This is a genomic window from Nocardia sp. NPDC051833 (assembly GCF_040681225.1).
GTDB lineage: Bacteria > Actinomycetota > Actinomycetes > Mycobacteriales > Mycobacteriaceae > Nocardia.
In genome coordinates this window covers 849,181-872,314 of sequence record NZ_JBFAYK010000001.1, presented here as the reverse complement: position 1 = coordinate 872,314, position 23,134 = coordinate 849,181, and the positions used below count along the sequence as shown (strand labels likewise).

At 70.9% G+C, this 23,134-nt stretch carries 10 protein-coding genes; 3 read left to right on the top strand and 7 right to left on the bottom strand.

Features of this window, described 5'->3' with window-relative positions:
* Positions 1-13 precede the first annotated feature (13 nt).
* From AB0L91_RS03930 to AB0L91_RS03900, 7 genes are all read right to left on the bottom strand, one after another.
* Complete coding sequence (locus AB0L91_RS03930; protein ID WP_365007156.1) at positions 14-832, bottom strand: ABC transporter permease; 819 nt, start codon at positions 830-832, stop codon at positions 14-16.
* The gene (locus AB0L91_RS03925; RefSeq protein ID WP_365007155.1) at positions 832-1,650 is read right to left on the bottom strand and encodes an ABC transporter permease; all 819 of its coding nucleotides are present in this window, start codon (positions 1,648-1,650) and stop codon (positions 832-834) included. The genes AB0L91_RS03930 and AB0L91_RS03925 overlap by 1 nt, the downstream gene beginning before the upstream one ends.
* A complete protein-coding gene (locus AB0L91_RS03920; RefSeq protein WP_365007154.1) occupies positions 1,647-2,654 on the bottom strand; it encodes an ATP-binding cassette domain-containing protein in 1,008 nt (335 codons plus the stop codon). The genes AB0L91_RS03925 and AB0L91_RS03920 overlap by 4 nt, the downstream gene beginning before the upstream one ends.
* A complete protein-coding gene (locus AB0L91_RS03915; protein WP_365007153.1) occupies positions 2,651-15,820 on the bottom strand; it encodes an amino acid adenylation domain-containing protein in 13,170 nt (4,389 codons plus the stop codon). Before AB0L91_RS03915 ends, AB0L91_RS03920 begins: the two co-directional genes overlap by 4 nt.
* A 144-nt stretch (positions 15,821-15,964) precedes the next feature.
* Positions 15,965-16,390, bottom strand: a complete 426-nt coding sequence (locus AB0L91_RS03910) for a hypothetical protein (RefSeq protein WP_365007152.1) — start codon at positions 16,388-16,390, stop codon at positions 15,965-15,967.
* A gap of 180 nt (positions 16,391-16,570) precedes the next feature.
* On the bottom strand, positions 16,571-18,322 hold the full coding sequence (locus tag AB0L91_RS03905) for a PQQ-binding-like beta-propeller repeat protein (RefSeq protein WP_365007151.1): 1,752 nt from the start codon (positions 18,320-18,322) through the stop codon (positions 16,571-16,573).
* Between the two features lie 98 nt (positions 18,323-18,420).
* On the bottom strand, positions 18,421-19,224 hold the full coding sequence (locus AB0L91_RS03900; protein WP_365007150.1) for a VOC family protein: 804 nt from the start codon (positions 19,222-19,224) through the stop codon (positions 18,421-18,423).
* 326 nt (positions 19,225-19,550) lie between these two features.
* Between AB0L91_RS03900 and ctaD the strand changes: the two genes are divergently transcribed.
* From ctaD to AB0L91_RS03885, 3 genes are all read left to right on the top strand, one after another.
* Entirely contained in the window at positions 19,551-21,293 is a 1,743-nt protein-coding gene (ctaD, locus tag AB0L91_RS03895) for a cytochrome c oxidase subunit I (RefSeq protein ID WP_218719296.1), read from the top strand.
* Positions 21,294-21,375: 82 nt separating this feature from the next.
* Entirely contained in the window at positions 21,376-22,605 is a 1,230-nt protein-coding gene (gene serB, locus AB0L91_RS03890; RefSeq protein WP_355282368.1) for a phosphoserine phosphatase SerB, read from the top strand.
* An 81-nt stretch (positions 22,606-22,686) separates the two neighbouring features.
* A complete protein-coding gene (locus AB0L91_RS03885) occupies positions 22,687-23,109 on the top strand; it encodes a protease inhibitor I42 family protein (RefSeq protein WP_365007149.1) in 423 nt (140 codons plus the stop codon).
* Positions 23,110-23,134 lie beyond the last annotated feature (25 nt).

Genomic DNA, 23,134 nt, shown 5'->3' with positions numbered 1-23,134 from the left:
TCGCGGGCCGGAGTCAGCGTCGGCTGGCGCGCCGGAACCCGATCGCGGCCGGGACCGCGAACAGCACGATCGCGCCGAGACACCACACCAGGGTCAGCGTCAGTGGCCGGGCGATGGGGCCGTGATCGGCGAGTCCGCGCATGGCGTCGACGGCGACCGACATGGGCTGGTTGCGCACGATCGGCTGGATCCAGGTCGGGAACGCGATCAGCGGGACGAAGCCGGTGCTGAAGAACATCATCAGCGAGGTGAGGATGGTGATGCCCTCGACCAGCGTGGCTTTCGCGGTGTAGACGGCGATCGCGGTGACGATGGTGGCGAAGGCGAGGCCGAAGATCACCGGGATCAGCAGGAACACGAACGCGGCCAGCGGACCCTGATGGAAGCGGAAGCCGAGCAGCATGCCGACGAGCACCACGGCGATGGTGCCGAGCACGATCCGGCAGCCCTCGGCGAGGACGCGTGAGGCGATCCCCGAGGCCCGGTGCACCGGCAGCACCCAGAACCGCGCCAGCAGACCGGCGTCGCGTTCGCGCCCGAGCATGACCCCGCTGGCCACGGCACCGGAGAGCGCGCCGACGATGGCGACCATCGGCACCGAGCCGTAGAGCGCGTCGTCGCCGGTGAACTTCTGGATCTGCCCGCCGACGACGATGTCGAGCATGATCAGCAGCAGGCACGGGATGAGCAGGGTCTCCAGCAGGGTGACCGGATTGCGGGCCCAGCGCAGCAGCAGGCGCTGGGTCTGGATCAGGGTGTGCCGGACCAGCGCGCCCGGCGAGGTCTCCGAACCCGCGGTGGACTGCTCGGTACGAGCGGCAAGCAGCGCCATCACGCCCTCCTCGAACTCAGCCGGATGGCCAGTGGGGTACAGATCAGCAGGATCGCCGCCAGCCACAGCAGCGACGGGAGCATCAGCGACCAGCTGACCGTGCCCGCGTTCCCCGCGGTGTCACCGGCCAGCGCGCGCAGGACGGTCGCGAACTGCGAGACCGGCTGATTGCGGACGAACCACTGGATCCACTCGGGGAACTGGCTGGCCGGCGCGAGCCCGGTCGAGAGCATGCCGAAGATCAACGGCGGCAACACCAGCGCCTGGGTGGTGGCCTCGGGACTCTTGGACACGGTCCCGATGACATCGGCGCCCAGCGTGAACGCGATCCCGATGAGCAGCGAGAACGCCAGGAACCCCAGGGTGTGCGCGGCGTCGAGCCGGAAGCGGAAACCGATCACGTACCCGGACGCGACGGCAGCGGCCAGTGAGATCAGCAAGCGGAAGATGTTGGCCGACATCCGCGCCGCCACCGGCACCAGCGGGCGCAGCGGCATCGCGCCGAACCGGCGATTGAGCCCGGCCACGGCGTCGGTGGCCGAGCGGAATGCCGCCGAGATCGCGGTGAACGCGGCGGCCTGCAGGATCACCAGCGGCATCATGTACTGCGCGTAGCTGCTGAACCCGTTGCCGGAGAACATCATCACCGTCTTGAGCGGGATGTAGAAGCTCGCGGTGAAGGCCGCAGGCGCGACCACCGAGGCCAGCACCTCGCCGGTCTTGACCGAGGGCACGATCAACCGGGTGGTCAGCACCCACCACTGCTGCACCGTGTCCGGGGCGGCGCGGAAGTCCGTGCGCCAGGCGGTGGCGGTCACGACACGGCCTCCGGCGCGGTCTCGGTCGTGGCGAGGTGACCGGTGAGCTGGAGGAACACATCGTCGAGCGAGGGGCGGCGCAGCGCGATGTCGACGAGCTCGACCTCGGCGTCGTCGAGGCGGCGCAATGCCTCGGCGAGGGTCTTGGCGCCATCGGGGGCCGGGATGGTGATCCGGTCGGATTCCGGGGTCAGCGCGGCCAGGTTCTCGGCGGGCAGCAGCGAGCCGAGCGCGGCGACGATGGCGGGCATCTCCTCCAGGTCCAGCGGCACCACTTCGCAATAGCTGCCGCCGGTGCGGTGTTTGAGCTCGTCGGCGGTGCCGGAGGCGATCACCACACCGTGGTCGATGACGATGATCTGGTCGCTGAGCGCGTCGGCTTCCTCCAGGTACTGGGTGGTGAGCAGGGTGGTGATGCCCGCGGTCTTGAAGCTGCGGACCAGGTCCCAGACACCCTGGCGGCTGCGGGGATCCAGACCGGTGGTCGGCTCGTCGAGGAAGACCACATCCGGCCGGACCACCAGCCCGCAGGCGATGTCGATGCGCCGCCGCATGCCGCCGGAGTAGGTGCCGACCCGGCGGTTCGCGGCGCCCTCCAGGTCGAACTCGGTGATCAGTTCCCTGGCCCTGGCGCGGGCCGCCGGTTTGCGCAGCCCCATCAATCTGCCGAACATGACGAGGTTCTCGTAGCCGCTGAGCATGTCGTCGAGCGCGGCGTACTGCCCGGTCAGCATGATCGATCGGCGCACCGCGGCCGGGTCGGCGACGACGTCGTGCCCGGCGACAACGGCCCGCCCGCGATCGGGCGTGATGAGCGTGGACAAGACGTTCACCATCGTCGTCTTGCCCGCGCCGTTGGGACCGAGGATGCCGAGCACCTCGCCGGGCGCGGCCACGAAGTCGACGCCGCGCAGCGCGTCGACCTCGCCGAAGGACTTCTCGATCCCTTCGACGACAACGCCGCCGCCGGTGGAGGTGAGGGTGGGGCTCGGTGCGACGCTCATGTCCGGTCTCCTGCTTCCATGTGGTCATCCAGCACCGGCGAGATCACCGACAGTGCGAGGGGATTGGTCAGCTCGTCGTGGGTCGTCTCGACGTCGTTGGCGACGATCGAGCCGGTCACGTAGGGGCGCCAGCCGTCGGGGCCCATCCATTCGCCGGGGTCGACCGCGGCGGTGAAATAGAGGACGTCGCCGTCGTAGACCGGGCGCTGGTAGCCGGTTCTGGTGCCCGCGGAGGCGTTGTAGGAGCCCGCCATCCGCTCGATGGTGGCCGCGTCGACGAGTTCGACGCCGCCGAGTTTCGCGGTGATGAGCTCGGCGGCCTCCTGCGCGGTGGCCTCGGCGGGCACGTTGTCGATCCCGAAGATCGAGCCGAAGGTGTTGATGAACGCGCCCGGCGTGAGCCGCTCGATGGTGTCACCGTCGATATCGGCGGTGTCGGTGTCCAGCAGCGCCACCACGCCGACCCGCTCGCCCGCCTCGGCCAGTTGCACCGCCATGGCGTGCGCGATCAGTCCGCCGAAGGACCAGCCGAGGAGGTGGTACGGGCCGTGCGGCTGGACCGCGCGGATCTCGCGCACATACCGCCGCGCGAATTCCTCGATGGACCGGGCCGAGGGTTCGCGACCGCTGAGATCGGGTGCCTGGAGGCCGTAGATCGGTCGGCCCGGTCGCAGCCGCTCGGCGAATCCCAGGTAGCTCCACGACATTCCGGAAGACGAGTGGACGCAGAACAGCGCGGGTTTGTCGCCGCCGAGCCGGATCGGCAGCAGGACGTCGAGTCCGAGGCCGGTCGATCCGGCGCCCGCGGGTTCGGCCGCCGCGACCATCGCCGCGGCTTCCTCGGCGGACGCGCGTTCGGCTGCCGGGGATTCCGCGAAGCGCGCGGCCGCGGCCAGCGCCTGCGTCCACAGCTGGGCCAGCTCGGCGACGTCGTCGCGGTCGAGGAGCTGTGCGGGATAACCGAAGTCGGCGCGCAGCCGATCCCCGAGCACCATGGCGTTGATGTCGATGGCCGCCATGACCGGGACCGTGGCGTGTTCGCCGACATCCAGATCGCCGAACTCGTCGGTGGGCAGCCAGCCGAGACCTTCCAGCCCGGCCGGGATCTCGGCGGCGGTGTGCCTGCCGAGATAGTTGACACAGATCTGGCCGGGCAGTCGAGCGGGCAGCTCCGCCGCGGTGTCGGGATTCAGGTAGCGCAGCAGCCCGAATCCGATGCCCTTGTCCGGCACCGACAGCAGCTCGTGTTTGACCGCGCGGATGGCCGCGCCCATCGCCGGGCCGCCGGCGAACGCGTCGTCGATGTCGATCCCGGCCAGTCCGAGCCGGACCGGGTACAGGTTGGTGAACCAGCCGATCGTGCGCGACAGGTCGGCGCCGGGCACGACTTCCTCCTGCCTGCCATGGCCTTCCAGCCGCAGCAGCGCGGACCTCTCGTCCACCCCGCGCCGGGCCCGCCAGCGCACCAGCGCCAAGGCGAGGGTGGCGAACAGCGCGTCGGTGACGCCGCCGTGGAACAGGCCGGGCAGCGTGGTGAGCAGCGCGGTCGTGACGTCTTCGTCGACCTCGAGGTCGACGCGGCGCACGGTGTGGGCCTGGTCGACGGCGGGATCGAGGTGCCTGGTGCCGAGCAGCGGGTCGGGGCCGTCGACGATGTCACGCCAGTAGCCGAGTTCGGCGCGGCGCCGGTCGGAGTGCGCGGCCTCGGTCAGCGCGTAGGACCAGCGCCGCATCGAGGTCCCGGTCTCCGCGAGCACCGGCGTCGCGCCCGCCGACACCTGGGCCCAGGCACCGATCAAGTCCTGCACCAGGATTCGCCACGACACGCTGTCGATGGCGAGGTGATGGGCCACCACGATCAACCGGCCGGGCCGGGTGCGCGAGCCCGCCGCGCCGACCGGATCGAGCCAGACGAACTGGAGTACGACACCGTCGGCGGGATCGAGCCGGTTCAGCGCGGAGTCGAGCTCGCTGCGCACGTCCTCGCGCAGTTCGGTGGGTTCGGCCGCGGCGTCGATCTCGGTGCGGTGCACCAGGGCATCCACCTCGATCGTGCCCGGTTCGGCCACCCGCAGCTGCCAGCCGTCCTCGTCGGACCACAGCCGCGCGCGCAGCATGTCGTGCCGGTCGATGACGGCGGTGAGCGTGGCGACGAGCGCCGAGCGCTCGATGCCGACGGGCAGTTCCAGCACCGCGGTCTGGGCGAAGCGGTCGAAATCGCCGCCGCGCTCGATCATGTACCGGACGATCGGGGTGAGCGGCAGGTCGCCGACCCCACCGCCGGGCAGCTCCTCGAGCGCCTCCACCGCGCCCGCGGCGTCGACGGCCGCGGCCAGCGCCGCGACGGTGCGATGCTCGAACACCTGCAGCGGGGTGCAGTGCACGCCACGCAGTTTCGCCTGCGTGACCAGCTGGATCGCCAGGATGCTGTCACCGCCGAGGGCGAAGAACGAATCGTCCACGCCCACCTGGTCGCGGCCGAGCAGTTCGGCGTAGACCTCTGCCAGCACGTGTTCGGTGGGGGTGCTCGGCGCGAGATACGGCGCCTCCTCGGTGACGAATACCGGTTCCGGCAACGCTTTTCGATCGAGCTTGCCGACGGCGTTGACCGGGATGGCGTCGAGGACGACGAAGGCGGCGGGCACCATATACGCGGGCAGGCTGTCGGCGGCGACGGCCCGCACCCGGGCGAGATCGAGATCGGCGCCGGGCATGCGGACCAGGTAGGCCGCCAGCGCCGTCGCCCCGGTGGGACCGGGAACCCCCAGTGTCACCGCGAGATCGACACCGTCGATGCCGCCGAGTACCGCGTCGATCTCCCCGAGCTCGATACGCTGACCGCGCACCTTCACCTGGAAGTCGGTGCGGCCCAGGTATTCCAGCGTCAAGCCGAACTCCGGCGGGCGGATCCAGCGCACCAGATCGCCCGTGCGGTACAGGACCGCACCGGGCGCGCCGTAGGGGTCGGCGACGAACCGGGCGGCGGTCAGGCCGGGGCGGGCGTGGTAGCACCGCGCGGTGGCGGTGCCGGTCAGATACAGCTCACCGGCGACGCCGACCGGCACCGGCCGCAACCGATCGTCGAGCACCAGCACGGCCGCGCCCCGGATGGGCGTGCCGATGGTGACCGGCTCCGTCGGCGACAGCGGCGCGGAACCCGTTGCCCAGATGGTGTACTCGGTCGGACCGTACAGATTCACCATGCGGCGACCGGTGGCTCCGCCGCACCAGCGCCCGACCAGATCGGGGCCGACCGCCTCGCCCGCCACCGCGAGCACCCGCACGCTCGACACCTCGGCGGGATCGATGGTGGCCAGCGCGGAGGGCGTGATCACCATGTGGGTGACCGCCTCGGCGGCGATCAGCTCGGCCAGCGGCGCGCCACCGAAGACCTCGGGCGGCGCGATCACCGAAGCGCCACCGCAGCCGAACGCCATCAGCGCCTCGAAGATCGACGCGTCGAAACTCGGCGAGGCGACCTGGAGGACCCGGGACCGTTCGTCCAGGCCGAGATCGGCCCGCTGGGCCGCCACCAGATCGGCCAGGCCGCGATGGGTGACGGTGACGCCCTTGGGCGTTCCGGTGGACCCGGAGGTGTAGATCATCCAGGCCGGATTCCCCGGCCGGATCGGCGCGGGGAGCTCGTCGGCGGTGAGCGCGGCGTCGTCGGCGGCGCGCAGCCGGGCGACGATATCCGGGTCGTCGAGGACCAGCCAGCGGGTGGTGTCGGGCAGGCTCGCGCGGTACGCGGTCAGCGTGAGCCCGACGCGGGCGCCCGAGTCGGTGAGCATGTGGTCGATGCGCTCGACCGGATGCTTCGGGTCGACCGGCAGGAACGCGGCACCGGCCTTCGCGGCCGCCCAGATGCCCGTGTGCAACTCGGCGCAGCGGGGGAGACCCAGGGCGACAACGGTTTCGGTGCCGGAGCCCGCGTCGATCAGCAGGCGGGCCAGCTGGTTCGAGCGGGCGTCGAGCGCGCGATAGGTGGTCGTGGTCCCGGCGACGAGGGCGGGATGGTCGGGGTAGGCCGCGGCGGTGTCGGCGAGCAACCGGGGCAGCGTGACGGTGCCCGCGGTGGCGGGGCCGCGGACCGGAATCAGTTCCGCGCGTTCGCCCGCGTCGAGCAGGTCGATATCGGCGACCTGGATATCGAGGTCGGCGAGCGCGGCCGTGAGGACACGCTGCCAGCGGGTCACGAACGCGGCGACCGTGCCCGCGTCGAACAGGTCGGTCGCGTAGGTGAGCACGCCGTCGAGACCGGCGGGTCCGGCGTCGGTGAATCGTTCGCGCAGATCGAGGGTGAGATCGAAGGCCGAGGCGTCGCGGTCGAAATCCTCGACCTCGAACCGCACTCCGGCCAGTTCCAGCACCGGCTCGACGAAGTTCTGCAACGACAGCGACACCTGGAAGATCGGGTGGTGGGCGGTCGAGCGGGTGGGGTCGAGCGCCTGGACGAGCTGTTCGAAAGGCACGTCGGCGTGGGCGAACGCGTCGAGATCGGTGGTGCGGACCTCGGCCAGCACCTGGCGGAAGCTCGCGCCGGGGTCGATCGGCGTGCGCAGCGCCAGGGTGTTGACGAACATGCCGACGAGGTCGTCCAGCGCCGCCTCGCCGCGTCCGGCGACGGGGGTGCCGACGACGACATCGCCCGTCCCGCTCAACCGCGCGAGCAGCACCGCGAGCGCGGCGTGCACGATCATGAAGACGCTGACATTGCCGTTCGCCGCGGCCTCGACCAGCGTGCGGTGCACCTGCTCGTCGATCGCGAAGTCGAGGTCGGCGCTGCGCATCGTCTGCACCGCGGGGCGCGGCCGGTCGGTGGGCAGTTCCAGGGCGTCCGGTGCGCCGGCGAGGGTGTCTGCCCAGTACCGGATCTGCCGCGCGGCCACGGATTCCGGGTCGGTCGCGCTGCCGAGGAGTTCGCGATGCCACAGCGCGAAGTCGGCGTACTGCACGGTGAGCGGGGCCCGGGTGGGTGCCGCGCCCGCCACCCGCGCCGAATAGGCGGCCACCAGGTCACTCGCGAGCGGGGCCATCGACGCGCCGTCGGCGCTGATGTGGTGCACCACCAGGACGACGACATGCACGGGGGCCGCGTCGCCGACCAGCCGGAACAGCCCGACGCGCAGGGGCGCCTCCCTGGTGAGATCGAACCCGGTGCCTGCCAGCTCGGTGATCCGCGCACGCAGTGGCGCACCGTCCTCGGTGTCGAGCACCGGCATGGGTGGGGTGGCGGCGTCGAGGCCGACGACGACCTGACGCGGCCCCTCGGTATCGGCCGGATAGCGGGTACGCAGGCTCTCCTGCCGCGCGATCACATCGGTGAGCGCCAGGCGCAGTGCCTCGATGTCCAGATCGCCGGTGAGCCGCAGGGCGATCGCGATGTTGTAGGCGGCCGAGCCGGGGTCGAGCTGGTTGAGCACCCACATCCGCTGCTGCGCCGGCGAGAGCGGGACCCGGTCGGGGCGCACCCGCGCGGCCAGCGCCGGGCGGCCGGGACCGCCCGCGGCGGCGGGGACCACGCGGGACGCCAGCTGTGCCACGGTCGGCGCGTCGAACAGATCGCGCAGGGCGATGGTCGAACCCAGCGCCGAGTTCACCCGGGCGACCACCTTGGTCGCGCTCAGCGAGTTGCCGCCGAGCTCGAAGAACGACTGGTCGACGCTGACCTGTTCGGCTCCGATCACCTCCGCGAACACCGCGGCCACCGCCGCCTCGGTCGCCGTCCGTGGCGCGAGGTACGGGCGCTGGGCCGCCGCGAAGTCCGGCACCGGCAGTGCCTTGCGATCCAGCTTGCCCACGGGCGTGAGCGGAATCTCGTCGAGCACGACGACATACGCGGGCACCATGTACCCCGGCAGTTCCGCCGCGACGGCCGCGCGCACCCGTTCGGTCTCGAGTTCGACGCCGGGTGCGGGCAGTACATAGGACACCAGCACGGTCGCCCCCGCCGGTCCGGCGCGCCCGATGGTCACCGCGTACTCGATCTCCTCGTCGCGCGAGAGCACCGCGTCGATCTCGCCGAGCTCGATCCGCAGGCCACGGATCTTCACCTGGAAATCGCTGCGCCCCAGGTACTCCAGGGCGAGCGCGCCGTCATCGACCACCCAGCGGACCATGTCGCCGGTGCGGTACATGCGGTCACCGGGCGCGCCGTACGGGTCGGCGACGAATCGGCTCGCGGTCATCTCGAACCGGTTGAAATAGCCGCGCGCCAGCGCAGGCCCCGCCAGGTACAGCTCGCCCGCGATACCCACCGGCACCGGCCGCAACCAGCCGTCGAGCACGACCACCGCGGCGCCCCGGATCGGTCCGCCGATGGTGATCGGCTCGCCCGCGACGAGTTCGGCGGGACCGGTGGCCCAGATGCTGAACTCGGTGGGGCCGTACAGGTTCACCATCCGGCGCCCGGCCGACCACTTCTCGATCAGCTCGGGGGTGGCGGCCTCACCGGCGACCGAGAGCACCCGCAGGTCGGTGAGTTCGGCCGGTTCCATGGTGGCCAGCGCCGACGGGGTGATCACCGCGTGGGTGACCCGCTCGGCGCGCAGCAGCTGTTCGAGTTCGCCGCCGCCGTACACCTCCGGCGGCGAGACCACGAGCCGCCCGCCCGCCGAGTGCGCGGTGAGCATCTCGAAGACCGAGGCGTCGAAGCTGGGCGAGGCGACCTGCAGGGCGCTCGCGGTCGGGTCCAGCGCCAGCGTTTCCCGTTGCGCGGTGGTGAGATTCGCGATGCCGCGATGACTGAGCAGCACCGCCTTCGGCTTGCCGGTGGAGCCGGAGGTGTAGATCAGGTAAGCGATGTGGTCGATGTCGATCGGGCCGCCGCGCTCGGCGTCGGTGATCGGCGCGTCGGAGACCAGCATCACCCGGCGCAGCGTGTTCAGGTCGTCGAGCAGCAGCCAGTCGATGGTGCCGGGCAGCGTCTCACCGGTCGCGGTGACGGTGACGCCGATCGGCGCCTTCGAATCCTCGAGCATGTGCTCGATCCGCTCCACCGGATAGCTCGGGTCCAGCGGGACGAACGCCGCGCCGGTCTTGGCCAGCGCCCACACGGCCACCACCGATTCCAGCGACCGGGTGAGCGCGAGCACCACGAACACCTCGGGGCCGACCCCGCGGCCCAGCAGCACCCGGGCGAACCGGTTGGACCAGGAATCCAGGTCGCGGTAGCTCATCCGCAACTCGCCCGCGCTGACCGCGACGGCGTCGGGATTCATGCGCGCGCCCGCGGTCAGGATCTCGGGCATCGTCCGCATCGGTACCGAGGGCAGCCCGCGGACCGGCGCCAGCCGCGCCAGTTCGGTGTCGTCGCAGTACTGCACCTGCGACACCAGATCGTGCGGATGGGCGGCGAGCTGACCGAGCAGCCGGACGAACCGGTCCAGCAGCGACTGCGCCGCGGCGGCGTCGAGCTGATCGGCCATGAACTTCACCGAGATCCGCAGCGCGTCACCCGCGCCCTGCTCGCCGCGCAGCGGGATCACCATGAGATTGAGCGGATACGGCGTCGCGTCGGTGCCCTCGACGTCGAGCACCCGCATCCCCGCGATGTCCAGCGCCTGCGACAGCGCCTCGCGGTCGATCGGGTAGGACTCGAAAACGGTGAGGGTGTCGAACAATTCGGCCAGCCCGACCGCGCGGTGGATCGCGGCGAGGCCGACGTGCTGATGGTCCATCAGCCGCGCCTGTTCGGCCTGCACCCTGGCCAGCAGATCGGACACCTTCTCGGCGGGGTCGAGGGTCACCCGCACCGGGACGGTGTTGATGAACAAGCCGACCATCTCCTCGACGCCGGGCAGCTCCGGCGGCCGTCCCGACACCGTGCTGCCGAACACCACGTCGGTGCGGCCGGTGAGCATGGCCAGCAGCAGCGACCAGCTGGTCTGCACCAGGGTGTTCACCGTCGCGCCCGCCTCGCGGGCCGCGCCTTCGAGTTCGGCGACCGTCGCGGCGGACAGCTCGCGGGTGACCATCGCGGTCTCCGGCGAGGCGATCCCGGCCAGGGTGGGGACCGCGCGCGTCGGGGTGTCGATCCCGGCGAGGGACTGCTGCCAGGCGGCGAGCGAGGCGTCGGCGTCCTGGTCGGCGAGCCAGGCCAGGAAGTCACGGTAGGAGCGAGCGGGCGGCAGCACCGACGCGTCGCCCGCGGTGACGTAGAGCGCCAGCAGTTCCCGCACCAGCAGCGGCGTCGACCAGCCGTCGAGCACCAGGTGGTGATTGGTCATGATCAGCCGGAAGTGGCCGGGCGTGGTGGTGACCAGGGTGAAGCGGATCAGCGGGGGACGGGTGAGGTCGAAGCGGGTCAGCGCGTCGAGGGCGATGATCCGGTCGAGTTCGCGAGTGCGTTCCGCGTCGTCGGCGACGTCGGTGAGATCGATGTCGGTCCAGTGGATCTCGGCGTCGGCGAGGACCAGCTGACGTGGGCCGTCGTCGGTCTCGACGAACGCCACCCGCAGGTTCTCGTGCCGGTCGACGAGGGCCTGGGCCGCGGCGCGCAGGCGGGTGGTGTCGACCGTGCCGGACAGGGTGAGCATCGACTGCACCGTGTAGCCGTCGGCGGTGTCGGAGTCGTAGAGGGCATGGAAGAGCAGGCCGTACTGGAGCGGCGAGAGCGGCCACACATCGGCGAGATTCGGATAAGCCTGTTCCCAGTGCTCGATCTGCGGCTGATCGACGGTGACCAGCGCGAAGTCCGACGGGGTGCGGCCACCGGCGCCGTCGGAGCGCGCGTGGTCGGCGAGCGCGCGCAGCGCGGCGGTCCACAGCTCGGCCAGTGCGTCGACGGCGTGCTCGTCGAGCAGTCTGCTCGCATAGGCCCAGGTGACCTCGAGCCCGGCGTCGGTCAGCACGGCGTTGATGTCGACGACGGCGGCCAGCGGGGCCCGGTCGTCGTTGGTGGCGGCGAACCGGCGCGGCATCCAGGGATCATCGCCGGTCACCGCGCGGCCGAGGTAGTTGAAGCTCAGCTGGAGTGTCGGGGCGTCGGCGAGCGCGGCGGCGGTGTCGCTGTTCAGGTACCGCAGCAGGCCGTAGCCGACACCGCGATCGGGCAGCGACCGCAGCTGTTCCTTGGTGGCCTTGATCGCGGACCCGGCCGCCGGGCCACCGGCGAAGGCGTCGGCGAGATCGATGCCGGCCAGATCGACGGCGACCGGGTACACGCTGGTGAACCAGCCGACCGTGCGCGCGACATCGGCGCCGGGCAGCAGCGATTCGTCGCGGCCGTGGCCCTCCAGGGTCAGCAGCGCGCCGGTGCGGTCGCGCCAGCGGCACACCGCCATCGTCAGGGCGGCGAGCAGGACATCGTCGGCGCCGCAGTGGAATCGCTCGGGCACGGTGGTGAGGACGGCGTGCGCCAGCTCCGGCGGCACCGTACTCAGCCGCTGCGCCATGGTGGCGACGACGTCGACGGCCGGATCGAAGGAGATCGGCTCGGTGGCGAACGACGGGTCCGGCATCGCCAGGACGCGCTGCCAGCCCGGCAGTTCGCCGGCGCGGGCCGCGGCATCGTCGGCCTGGCTGTGCGCCCAGCGGCGGAAGGAGGTGCCGACCGGCTCGAGCGTGCCGCCGAAGGCGGCGGTCGCCAGGTCCGGCAGCAGGATTCGCCAGGAGACGCCGTCGGTGACCAGGTGGTGCAGGACCAGCCAGCACAGTGGGGGAGCCGCCTCGCGTTCGAGCAGCACGAAACGGGCGACCGCGCCGACGGTGGGGTCGAGTCGATCCGCGGCGTCGGCGAGGGCGCGGTCGACGGCGTCCTCGGTGTCGGCCCCGACCACATCGATCAGCGGGTCGGCCGTCACCGAACCCGATTCGGCGACAACCCATTCCCAGCCCTCGGACGTGCCGCGCAGCGTCGACCGGAGCAGATCGTGGTGATCGAGCAGCGCTTGCACCGCCGTCGCGAGTGCCGCGCGATCGATGCCGTCGGGCAGGCCGATCAGCACCGCCTGGCCGTACCGGCCCCAGGGGTCACCGTGCTCGACCATCGCGCGCACGATCGGCGTGAGCGCCACCGGACCGACACCGCCACCGGGCAATTCGTGCACCACGTGCACCTCGGTGTCGGCCGCCACCGCGGCCAGCGCGGCGACGGTCTTGCGCTCGAACACATCCCGCGCGCTGAACGCGATTCCGGCGGCCTTCGCCCGCGACACCAGCTGGATGGAGACGATGCTGTCCCCGCCCAGCGCGAAGAAACTGTCGTCGACGCCGACCGATTCCAGCCCGAGCACCTCGGCGAACAGGGCGGCGAGGGCTTCCTCGCGCGGGGTCGACGGTGCCCGGCCGGCGACGGCGCGCGCGGTGAAATCCGGTGCGGGCAGCGCCTTGCGATCCACCTTGCCCAGCGGCGTGAGCGGGACCCGGTCGAGCACCATGACGACCGAGGGCACCATGTACGCCGGAAGGCTCTCGCCCACCGCCGCTTTCACGGCCTCGGGATGGACCTCGGCGCCGGGTTCGGTGGTCACATAGGACACCAGGGCGGTCGCGCCCGCCGCGGTCTCGACGCCGAGGGTGAGCGCGAAATCGATTTCGGGCAGCCGTTGCAGCGCGGCGTCGATCTCACCGAGCTCGATCCGGAAGCCGCGCACCTTCACCTGGAAGTCGCTGCGGCCCTGGTACTCCAGCACGAACCGGCCGTCGTCGTCGTGCCAGCGCACCAGATCGCCGGTCCGGTACATCCGTTCCCCTGGCGCGTGCGGATTCGCGACGAACCGGCTCGCCGTCAGCCCGGTGCGCCGGTGGTAGCCCCGCGCGACGCCGGGGCCCGCGAGATACAGCTCGCCGATAGTGCCCGCCGGGACCGGACGCAGCCAGTCATCGAGCACCAGGCCGGTCACCCCGCGCACCAGGCTGCCGATCGTCACCGGCGCGTCCGGGACCAGAGCGTCGGTGAGGGTGGTCGTCACGGTGGTCTCGGTGGGGCCGTAGCCGTTGAGCAGCGTGCGGCCCGCCCACTTGGCCACCAGCTCCGGCGGGCACGCGTCGCCGCCGACGACGATCGTGCGCAGATCGGGCAGGGTCGCCGGATCGAGCGAGCCGACGACGGCCGGGGTGACATTGAGATGGGTCACCCGGTGCGCGCGCAGCACCTGCGCCATGTCCTCGCCCGCGTACGCCGAGGGCGGCACCACCGCCAGGCTCGCGCCCGCCGCCAGTGTCACCAGGATCTCCTCGACGGAGATGTCGAAACTCGGCGAGACCGCATGGGCGACCACGGCGGCAGCGTCGACCCCGAACCCGGCGCCCGAGCTCGCGACCAGATTGGCCAGGCCGCGATGCGAGACGAGCACGCCCTTGGGTAGACCGGTCGAGCCGGAGGTGTAGATGATGTAGGCGACCTGATCCGGCCGCACCGGGGCGCGGCGCTCGGCATCGCCGATCGGCCCGGCGTCCTGCGCGGCGATCCGCGCGAGGGTGGTCTCGTCGTCGAGGGTGAGCCAGTCGACCCGGTCCGGCAGCGATTTCCGTGCCTGGGCGACGGTCAGCCCGCTGACCACGCCGCTGTCGTCGACCATGTGCTCGATCCGGTCGGCCGGATAGGTGGGATCGATCGGGACGAACGGCGCGCCCGTCTTGGCCACCGCGATGGTCGCCAGCACCGAGTCCGCCGAGCGCGGAATCGACAGGGCGACACCGTGTTCGGGGCCCGCGCCGGCGGCGATCAGGACCCGGGCGAGCCGGTTGGTGTAGTCGTCGACGGCGCGGTAGGTCAGCGTCTCGTCGGTGCCCCAGCGCAGGGCCACCGCGTCCGGGTCGAGCGCGGCGCCCGCCGCCAGGATCTCCGGCAGCGTGCGGATGTCGACCCCGGCCGGCCCGCGCGCGGGCACCGAGACGGCCTCCTCGGCGGGCGAGAGGACCGGCACCGCCGACAGCGGCGCCTCGGGTCCGGCGACCAGGAACCGGTGCAGGAACCGCAGGAAGCGCGCGTGATGCGCCGCCAGGTCGGCCTCGCTGTACAGGTTGCCGTTGCCCTGGAGGTCGATGTGGGTGCTCTCGCCGCCGACGCCCGGATACAGGTTGACGAACAGGTCGTCGATCAGGCCGGAGGTGAGCACGTGCAGCCGCCCGACGACGGGGCCGAGCGCGATCTTGGTGTCGACCATCATCAGGTTCACGGCCGGGCCGAACGAGGTGGCCTCGTCCATCGCCCAGCCGAGATCACGGACGATGTCCTCCTGGCGGTAGCGCTGGCGGCGCAGCGCGCCGGTCAGCTCACCCTGCACGGCGAGGATCGCCGCGCCGACGGTCGTCGTCGGGTCCAGGGTGACCCGCAGCGGGACGACATTGGCGAGCATGCCGCCGGAGCGGCGCAGCGTCGCGGAGGTCCGGGCCGACACCGGCAGGCTCAGCACCACTTCCGGCGCACCGGTCATCGCGGCCAGATAGGCGCCGAACGCGGCGACCACCGTCGGCGCGACCCCCGAATTCACAGCGGCGGCAACGGAATCCAGCAGGGTAGCGGTCTCGGTCGGCAGGGCGCCGGAGACCCGGTTGGGGTGGCCGTCGACCTCGGCCTCGCGACCGGCCAGATTCACCGGGTCGGCCATGTCGGTCAGGTGCTCGCGCCAGTACTCGCGGTCCGCGGTGAACCGGTCCGAGGTGCGGTAGGCCAGATCGGCCTCGACGATCTTCTGTAGCGGCTCTGCCTTGGCCTGCGGGGCCTCCCTGCCCTCGACGGCGGCGTTGTACAGCTCGCCGGTGCGCTGCACCAGGGCCAGCGCGCCCATCCCGTCCAGCACGATGTGGTGCATCCGCGAGTACCAGAACCAGCGGTCGTCGGCGACCCGGATCATGGCCAGCCGGACCAGGCGGTCGCGCATCACGTCCAGGGGCGCGGCGTACTCGGCGCGCATCCACGCGTGCGCGGCCGCGACCGGATCGGGCTGAGCGCGCATATCCAGCTCGTCCATGTCCTCGTCGAGGGAGTGGTCGACGAGCTGATGGGGTTGTCCGTCGATGTCGATCAGGCGCAGATAGCCGGTGCCGAACTCGCGACCGGTCTGCCGCACGACCCGCACCAGCAGATCGTGGTCGACGGGACCACTCAACTCGACGTATTGGGCGATGGAGATGGGGGTGTCACCCGCGATGTGCTGGGCGAACCAGATACCGCGCTGGGCCGCGGACAGCGGGAAGGCACTCTCGGAAGGCTGGGTCATGAGCGGACCTGCGTTCTCATGTCTGGAGCTCGGTATTCACCTGTGTGTCCCCGACCGGCGGGTACTACCTCCTGAGGTAGTACCCGCCGCTGCGTACTGCGCTCTGATCCATTCTGGACCTGCGAGGACCAGACCGGAATGGGTTCAGGAGACAGCGCGCAGATCGGCGGTGGACAGCGGCGCGTCGGAGCTGACCAGATAGCGCTGCAGGGTCGAGCGATCGTCGAGGACCAGCCAGTCGACGACGTCGGTCAGTTCGGGCCGGTCGGACCGGGTGGTGACGCCGAGATAGGCGCCGAAGACGAACTCGTCGTCGGCGACGGCGACGGGGACGGCGCCGATCTTGCGCACCGCCGCCTCGGCGACGATCGCCTCGGTCGCGGCGTCGACCGCCAGGGCGATCCGGGCGCCCGCGGTGGCGCCGCGGCCCAGCAGCAGGCGTGCCAGCCGGTTGGCCCAGCGATCCAGATCGGCATCGGCGAGGTGACCATCGGTGGCGATCGGGGCGGCCTGCCGACGCGGCAGCTGGATGACGTTGTCGGCGATCGCGGTGGTGGTCATCGTGCTCATCGTGGGTCCCCTTGGCGCTGGTAGGAGGTGCTTTTCGGTACACCTCTACTGTCGTCGCCGGGCGGGGACTCCGACAGCGACCCCAGCGTTGGGGAGCGCCCTCCCAGGGGGCGGGTTTACCACCCCAAGGTGGCTGAACCCGGCGGTGGGCGTCCTCGTTGCCGCCACCGGTCGGGGGCGTCAGCTGAAGCCGATGACCTCGATATCGCGGTATTTCGCGTCGGTCGCGATCAGCAGCAGGGCACCCGCGACCGTGGTGAATCGCAGGTTCCTGGTTCCCGGTGCGATATCGACCGGCAGCACCGGTCCAGCGCTGCCCGTCGACCGGTCCCAGGTGCGCAACTTGTACCCGTTGTCCCAGGTCAGCGCGACGACCTGGTCGGCGAGCAGCGCGGTCGCGTCATCGCTGCCCGGTCGACTGTCGGTTGCTGACATGTCGAGCCGGGTCGACCCGGCCCCGTCCGCTGCCGGCAGGATCTCCCATCGATCCGGCAGCGTAGGTCCGTCCGGGTCGTAGGACCTGATCAAAGCCGCGCTGTCCGCCGCGCGCACATCGCTGTTCTTGCGGCTCGAATCGACGACGGCCGCCGTCAACGGCTGGTTCGGCGGCAGGAAGAGGTCGATGTCGCCGTCGTCGCGCCGGCACATCACCCAGACGAAGCCGCTGCGGAACGTCTGGACCTCGACGAGATCGGTCGGCCGCAGGCCCGGAGCCGCAACAGTGCGCTGGTCACGAACCGCTCCGGACGGCGGATCGAACGCGGTGACGACCAAGGCGGCGGAATCCCCCGCCCCGCAGGTCGCGGCACGGTAGATCGCCGTCGTCGTGGTGCCGACGTGCCGCTCGGTCGCCGCGCACCCGGCTGGTTCGGCCGGGCTCGTCCACAGCGCGTTGCCGGTCCTCGCGTCGTATCGAGTCACCCGCCCACTGCTGGAGACGGTGGCCAGCAAGGGGCCGCCGATCGTGCTGCGACTGTCGCGGCTGAAGTCCCCGTCGGTCCAGAGCAGGTCGCCCGTAGCGGCGTCGAACGCCATCCAGCCGCGCTTGTTCCATGCGGTCAGCACGACGTCCTCACCGCGCAGGGAGAGCGTCTCGGCGTGTCGATTCCACACCTTGTCGGGGGCGATGCCGCTGCGCCGGTAGTGCCAGCGTTCGGCGCCCGTCACACCGTCGTAGACAGCGATGCCGTCCGGGGTCGAGACGACGAATCCGGTTCGGGTGACGAGAGTTCGGTTGGGATGGCTGGGATCGGCCGGAATCCGGAGCCGGAACCGCTCCGGCCCGAGCGCGGCGGGCACGGCAGGCACGGCGGTCTGCGAGCCGGGATCGGCGGTGACATGATCGACCGCGGCGGTGTCGTCACCCAGCCGGACCGCGATCCCGGCGGCGCAGAACACCGGCAGGAGGCCGACGACGACGGCCGCGGCGAGCGCCGACCGGCGAGGCATCGGGGCGGTCGGCGTCGCCACGAACGCGAAGGCCAGCAGCGCGCCGATCAGCACCAGGGCCAGCGCGGCGATCGCGGACGATACCCGTGGGGTGAGGACGAAGACCGAGGTCAGCCGTTGATAGGTCGACGGGATATGCGCGGTCACCGCGAACACGCCGCCGCCGATCAGCACCGCGAGCAGCGCGAGCACACCACCCGCGGTGAATCCCGCGGCTCGCTCGTCACCGCGGCGGCCCCGGACCAGCACGACCGCCCCGATCAGCACGGCCGCGCCCGCGAGGATCAGGGTTCCCCGGACGAGACGGAAGGGGAAGTCACCGGCCTCCGCGTAGCGGTGATCGACCGGCACCGGAATCGGCGCGGCGACGAACTGGCTGTACAGCGCCAGCGCGATACCCCCGGCGACCAGCACGGCACCGGCCAGACCCGCCAGGACCGGCCAGGGCGAGCGCGCGGGCACGGTGGACTGATCGTCGGACATGTTCCCCCCGGGTGAGATTCGATCCGGCACCCCCCACCGGGTGCCGGATCGAGACTAGCGCCGGTGGTGGCGGCGCGGAAATCGCGCCGCCACCGCGCTCAGCGCGCGTTGCCGCCGATGCTGAAGTGGGCTCCGGTGGGGTCGGTGAGCCCGGCCAGGCGGCCGTAGGGAGTGTCCATCGGCTCGAAGACGATCGCGCCGCCGAGCGTCGTGGCCAGTTCGGCGGTCTTGTCGACGTCGTCGGCGCCGAAATAGGCCGTCCACGCGCCGGGGATGCCCTCGGGGAGGTGGCCGGTGGCGTCCATGACGCCGCCGCGCATCGGCGAGGTCGCGTGCAGGGTGGTGTAGCGGAACTCGGGGGAGTCGGCCACGACGAAGGTGTCGCGCCAGCCGAAGACGTCGCGGTAGAAGGTCAGCGAGGCGTCGTAGGCGCGGGTCATCAGCTCGAACCAGGACGGGACGCCGTCGTGGTTGCTCCAGACGCCGTCGGCGACATCGCCGATCGCCTCGAAACCGGGGAACTCGTCCGCCTGCCAGACACCGACACCGACGCCGCCGACGTCCGCGAGCACCGCCATCGTGCCGAGCTCGCCGACCGCCATCGGCTCGACGAAGATGTTGCCGCCCGCGGCGCTCGCCTTCGCCGTGGTCGCCGCGGCATCGGCCGAGGCCAGGTAGACGGTCCAGCGGTCGGGGTACGGGTCACCGGCGTCGGGGACCCGGCTCATCGCGCCCGCGACGGCCTTGCCGTCCTTGCGCAGGGTGGTGTAGCCGCCGAATTCCTCGCCGCCACGTTCGGCGGTCCAGCCGAACAGCTCGCCGTAGAAGGCGATGGCGCGGTCGAGATCGGCGGTGTAGAGATCGACCCAGGTGGGATCACCGGGTTGCTGGGCGATGGACATGGCGACTCCTCGGCTGTGGGGTACTGGCTCGACAGAGACGGTGGCGGGGCGTGCCCACCGTCATCGATCATGACGCCGCGACACCCGAAAAGTCATCGCCGACAACCGTTGCACCCGCGCGACCTGCGGAGGAAGATCGAGAACGGCGCGGGGCCGACACGCCGTCGGCCGTCTACGGCGCGCTGAATACGACACAGAGTAGGACCCGCGCGGAATGCTGCGGCAGCACGGTTTACGATTCACACCAACGCATGCTGACCGTCGTCTGCCCCTGACCGGAGGACGGAGGGCCTGCGAGTGACGTACAGGCATCTTCAGGAGGATCAGTGACTGCGGTAGAGCCCAGGCCAGTCCCTCAGTTGGAAGCGACTCGACCGTATCCCGCTCGGACCGGGCCCAAGGGCTCGTTCCTGTACAAGGCGGTCACCACCACCGACCCCAAGGTGCTCGGCACCATGTACCTGGTGACGGCGATCAGCTTCTTCCTGGTCGGTGGTCTCATGGCGCTGCTCATGCGCGCCGAGCTGGCGCGCCCGGGTCTGCAGTTCCTCTCGCCCGAGCAGTTCAACCAGCTGTTCACCATGCACGGCACGATCATGCTGCTGTTCTACGCGACGGCGATCGTGTTCGGCTTCGCCAACATCATCCTGCCGCTGCAGATCGGCGCCCCCGACGTCGCCTTCCCGCGACTGAACGCGTTCAGCTACTGGCTGTACCTGTTCGGCGGCACGATGGCGACCGCGGGCTTCGTGACCCCCGGTGGCGCGGCGGACTTCGGCTGGACGGCGTACGTGCCGCTGACCGACATCCTGCACTCGCCCGGCGTCGGCACCGACCTGTGGATCCTGGGCCTGGCCGTCTCCGGTCTGGGCACCATCCTCGGTGGTGTCAACATGCTCACCACCGTGGTCTGCCTGCGCGCGCCCGGTATGACCATGTTCCGCATGCCGATCTTCACCTGGAACATCGCGGTGACCTCGGTCCTGGTGCTGCTGGCCTTCCCGCTGCTGACCGCGGCGCTGTTCGGTCTGGCCTACGACCGCCACCTGGGCGGCCACATCTACGACCCGGCCACCGGCGGCATCCTGCTCTACCAGCACCTGTTCTGGTTCTTCGGCCACCCCGAGGTCTACATCATCGCGCTGCCGTTCTTCGGCATCGTGTCCGAGATCTTCCCGGTCTTCAGCCGTAAGCCGATCTTCGGTTACACCACGCTGGTGTACGCGACCCTCGGTATCGCGGCGCTGTCGATCGCGGTGTGGGCGCACCACATGTACGCCACCGGCGCCGTGCTGCTGCCGTACTTCTCCTTCATGACCTTCCTCATCGCCGTTCCGACCGGTGTGAAGTTCTTCAACTGGATCGGCACCATGTGGCGCGGCCAGCTGACCTTCGAATCACCGATGCTGTGGTCGATCGGCTTCCTGGTGACCTTCCTCTTCGGTGGTCTGTCGGGCGTCATCCTGGCCTCGCCGCCGCTGGACTTCCACGTCACCGACTCGTACTTCGTCGTCGCGCACTTCCACTACGTGCTCTTCGGCACCATCGTGTTCGCCACCTTCGCGGGTATCTACTTCTGGTTCCCGAAGATCACCGGCCGCATGATGGACGAGCGCCTGGCGAAGTGGCACTTCTGGACCACCTTCGTCGGCTTCCACACCACCTTCCTGGTGCAGCACTGGCTGGGCGCCGAGGGCATGCCGCGTCGGTACGCCGACTACCTGCCCAGCGACGGCTTCACCACGCTGAACACGATCTCCACCATCGGTGCCTTCATCCTGGGCTCGTCGATGCTGCCGTTCGTGTGGAACACCTTCAAGAGCTACCGCTACGGCGAGGTCGTCACGGTGGACGACCCGTGGGGCTACGGCAACTCGCTCGAGTGGGCCACCACCTGCCCGCCGCCGCGGCACAACTTCTACGAGCTGCCGCGCATCCGGTCGGAGCGTCCGGCGTTCGAGCTGCACTACCCGCACATGGTCGAGCGCATGAAGGCCGAGGCGCACGTGGGCTGGGGCTCGGGTAAGCACGCGACGCACGTGTCCGAAGGCGCGCTCGCGAAGAAGTAAGAAACACCGGAAGACCAAGGGTGTGCACCTGCTGGGTGACCAGCAGGTGCACACTCTTTTTGTGGGTAATCGAACGGAGCAGATCGACTTGGCCGACACCACAGTTCTCGTGACCGTCACCGGCCCCGACCGACCCGGCGTCACGTCCGTGCTGCTGGCGACGCTGTCACGCCATCAGGTGAGCCTGCTGGACGTGGAACAGGTGGTCATCAGGGGCAGGCTCACCCTCGGCGTGCTGGTCTCGTGCCCCAACGACCCCGAGGCGCTGCAGGACGAGCTCGAAGAGGCCATGAACACCGTCGGCATGCAGGTCGACGTGTCGGTCGACGCGCAGATCGGCAAGCCGCCGATGTCGACGCACGCCGTCGTCGTGCTCGGCGCGCCCGTCACCGCGCACGCCTTCAGCGCGATCTCGCGCCTGCTGGCCGGGCTGGGCGCCAATATCGACACCATCCGCGGCATCGCCGACTACCCGGTGACCGGCATGGAACTGATGGTCTCGGCGGCCGACTCCGGCGCCGACACCGACGCGCGGCTGCGCACCGCGCTGGCCGACATCGCCGTCGCCGAACAGGTCGACATCGCGGTGGAACGGGCCGGGCTGGCCCGCCGGGCCAAGCGGCTCATCGTCTTCGACGTGGACTCCACGCTGATCCAGGGCGAGGTCATCGAGATGCTGGCCGCGCACGCCGGCGTCGAGGAGCAGGTCCGCGAGGTCACCGAGGCCGCGATGCGCGGCGAGCTCGACTTCGCCGAATCGCTGCGGCAGCGGGTGGCCACGCTCGAGGGCTTGGACGAGTCGGTGATCGAGCAGGTCGCCGACCGGATCGAGCTCACCCCCGGCGCGCGCACCACCATCCGTACGCTGCGGCGGCTCGGCTTCCGCTGCGGTGTGGTCTCCGGTGGGTTCCGGCAGGTCATCGAGCCGCTCGCGCACGAGCTGGAACTGGACTTCGTGCAGGCCAACACGCTCGAGATCGTCGACGGCAAGCTCACCGGCCGGGTGATCGGCGAGATCGTCGACCGGGCGTTCAAGGCGACCGCGCTGCGCAAGTTCGCCGCCGAGGCGGGCGTGCCGATGGAGCAGACCGTCGCCGTCGGTGACGGCGCCAACGACATCGACATGCTCAACGCGGCCGGGCTGGGCGTGGCGTTCAACGCCAAGCCCGCGCTGCGCGAGGTGGCCGATACGGCGCTGTCGCACCCGTACCTGGACGCGGTGCTGTTCATCCTCGGCGTCACCCGCGACGAGGTCGAGGCGGCCGACGCCCGCGACGGCGGCGTGCGCCGGGTTCCGCTGCTCGGCCGGTAGTCCTGGCGCGTCGCGACCGGATCGGCCCGGTCGCGGCGTTAGCCTCCAGCGCAGGGTGTCCTTCGGCGTTGGGAGTGTGCCATGCGGAAAATCCTGTTCGCGGCGTGCGCGGTGGCGATGGTGGTCTCCGGGTGCGGTGCCGACGACGACGCCGGGGATCTCTCCTCGACCACGATCGAGCTGCCCACCACCGCGCCGCAGTCCGCGGCGGGCCCGGTGGAGGTGGACCAGACCTTCAGCGGGAGCACGGTCGCGCTGGGGCTCGGCCAGCTGCTGCTGGTCCGGCTGCCGCAGAACCCGGACGACACCGAGTCCTGGTCGCCGGTGAACATCGAGCGGGGCGTGCTCGCGCCGGAGCCGCCGCAGGCCGACGGGGCCAGCACGCTGTGGCCGTTCCGCGGTGTCGGGCCGGGGACCTCGACCATCCAGTTCGTCTACGGTCCGGCCAGTCAGCCGCCGATCGAGCCGGGACCGGAGTTCATCCTGACCGTGCGGGTCGCCTAGCGCCCACGTCGCGGTGTCCGCCCGC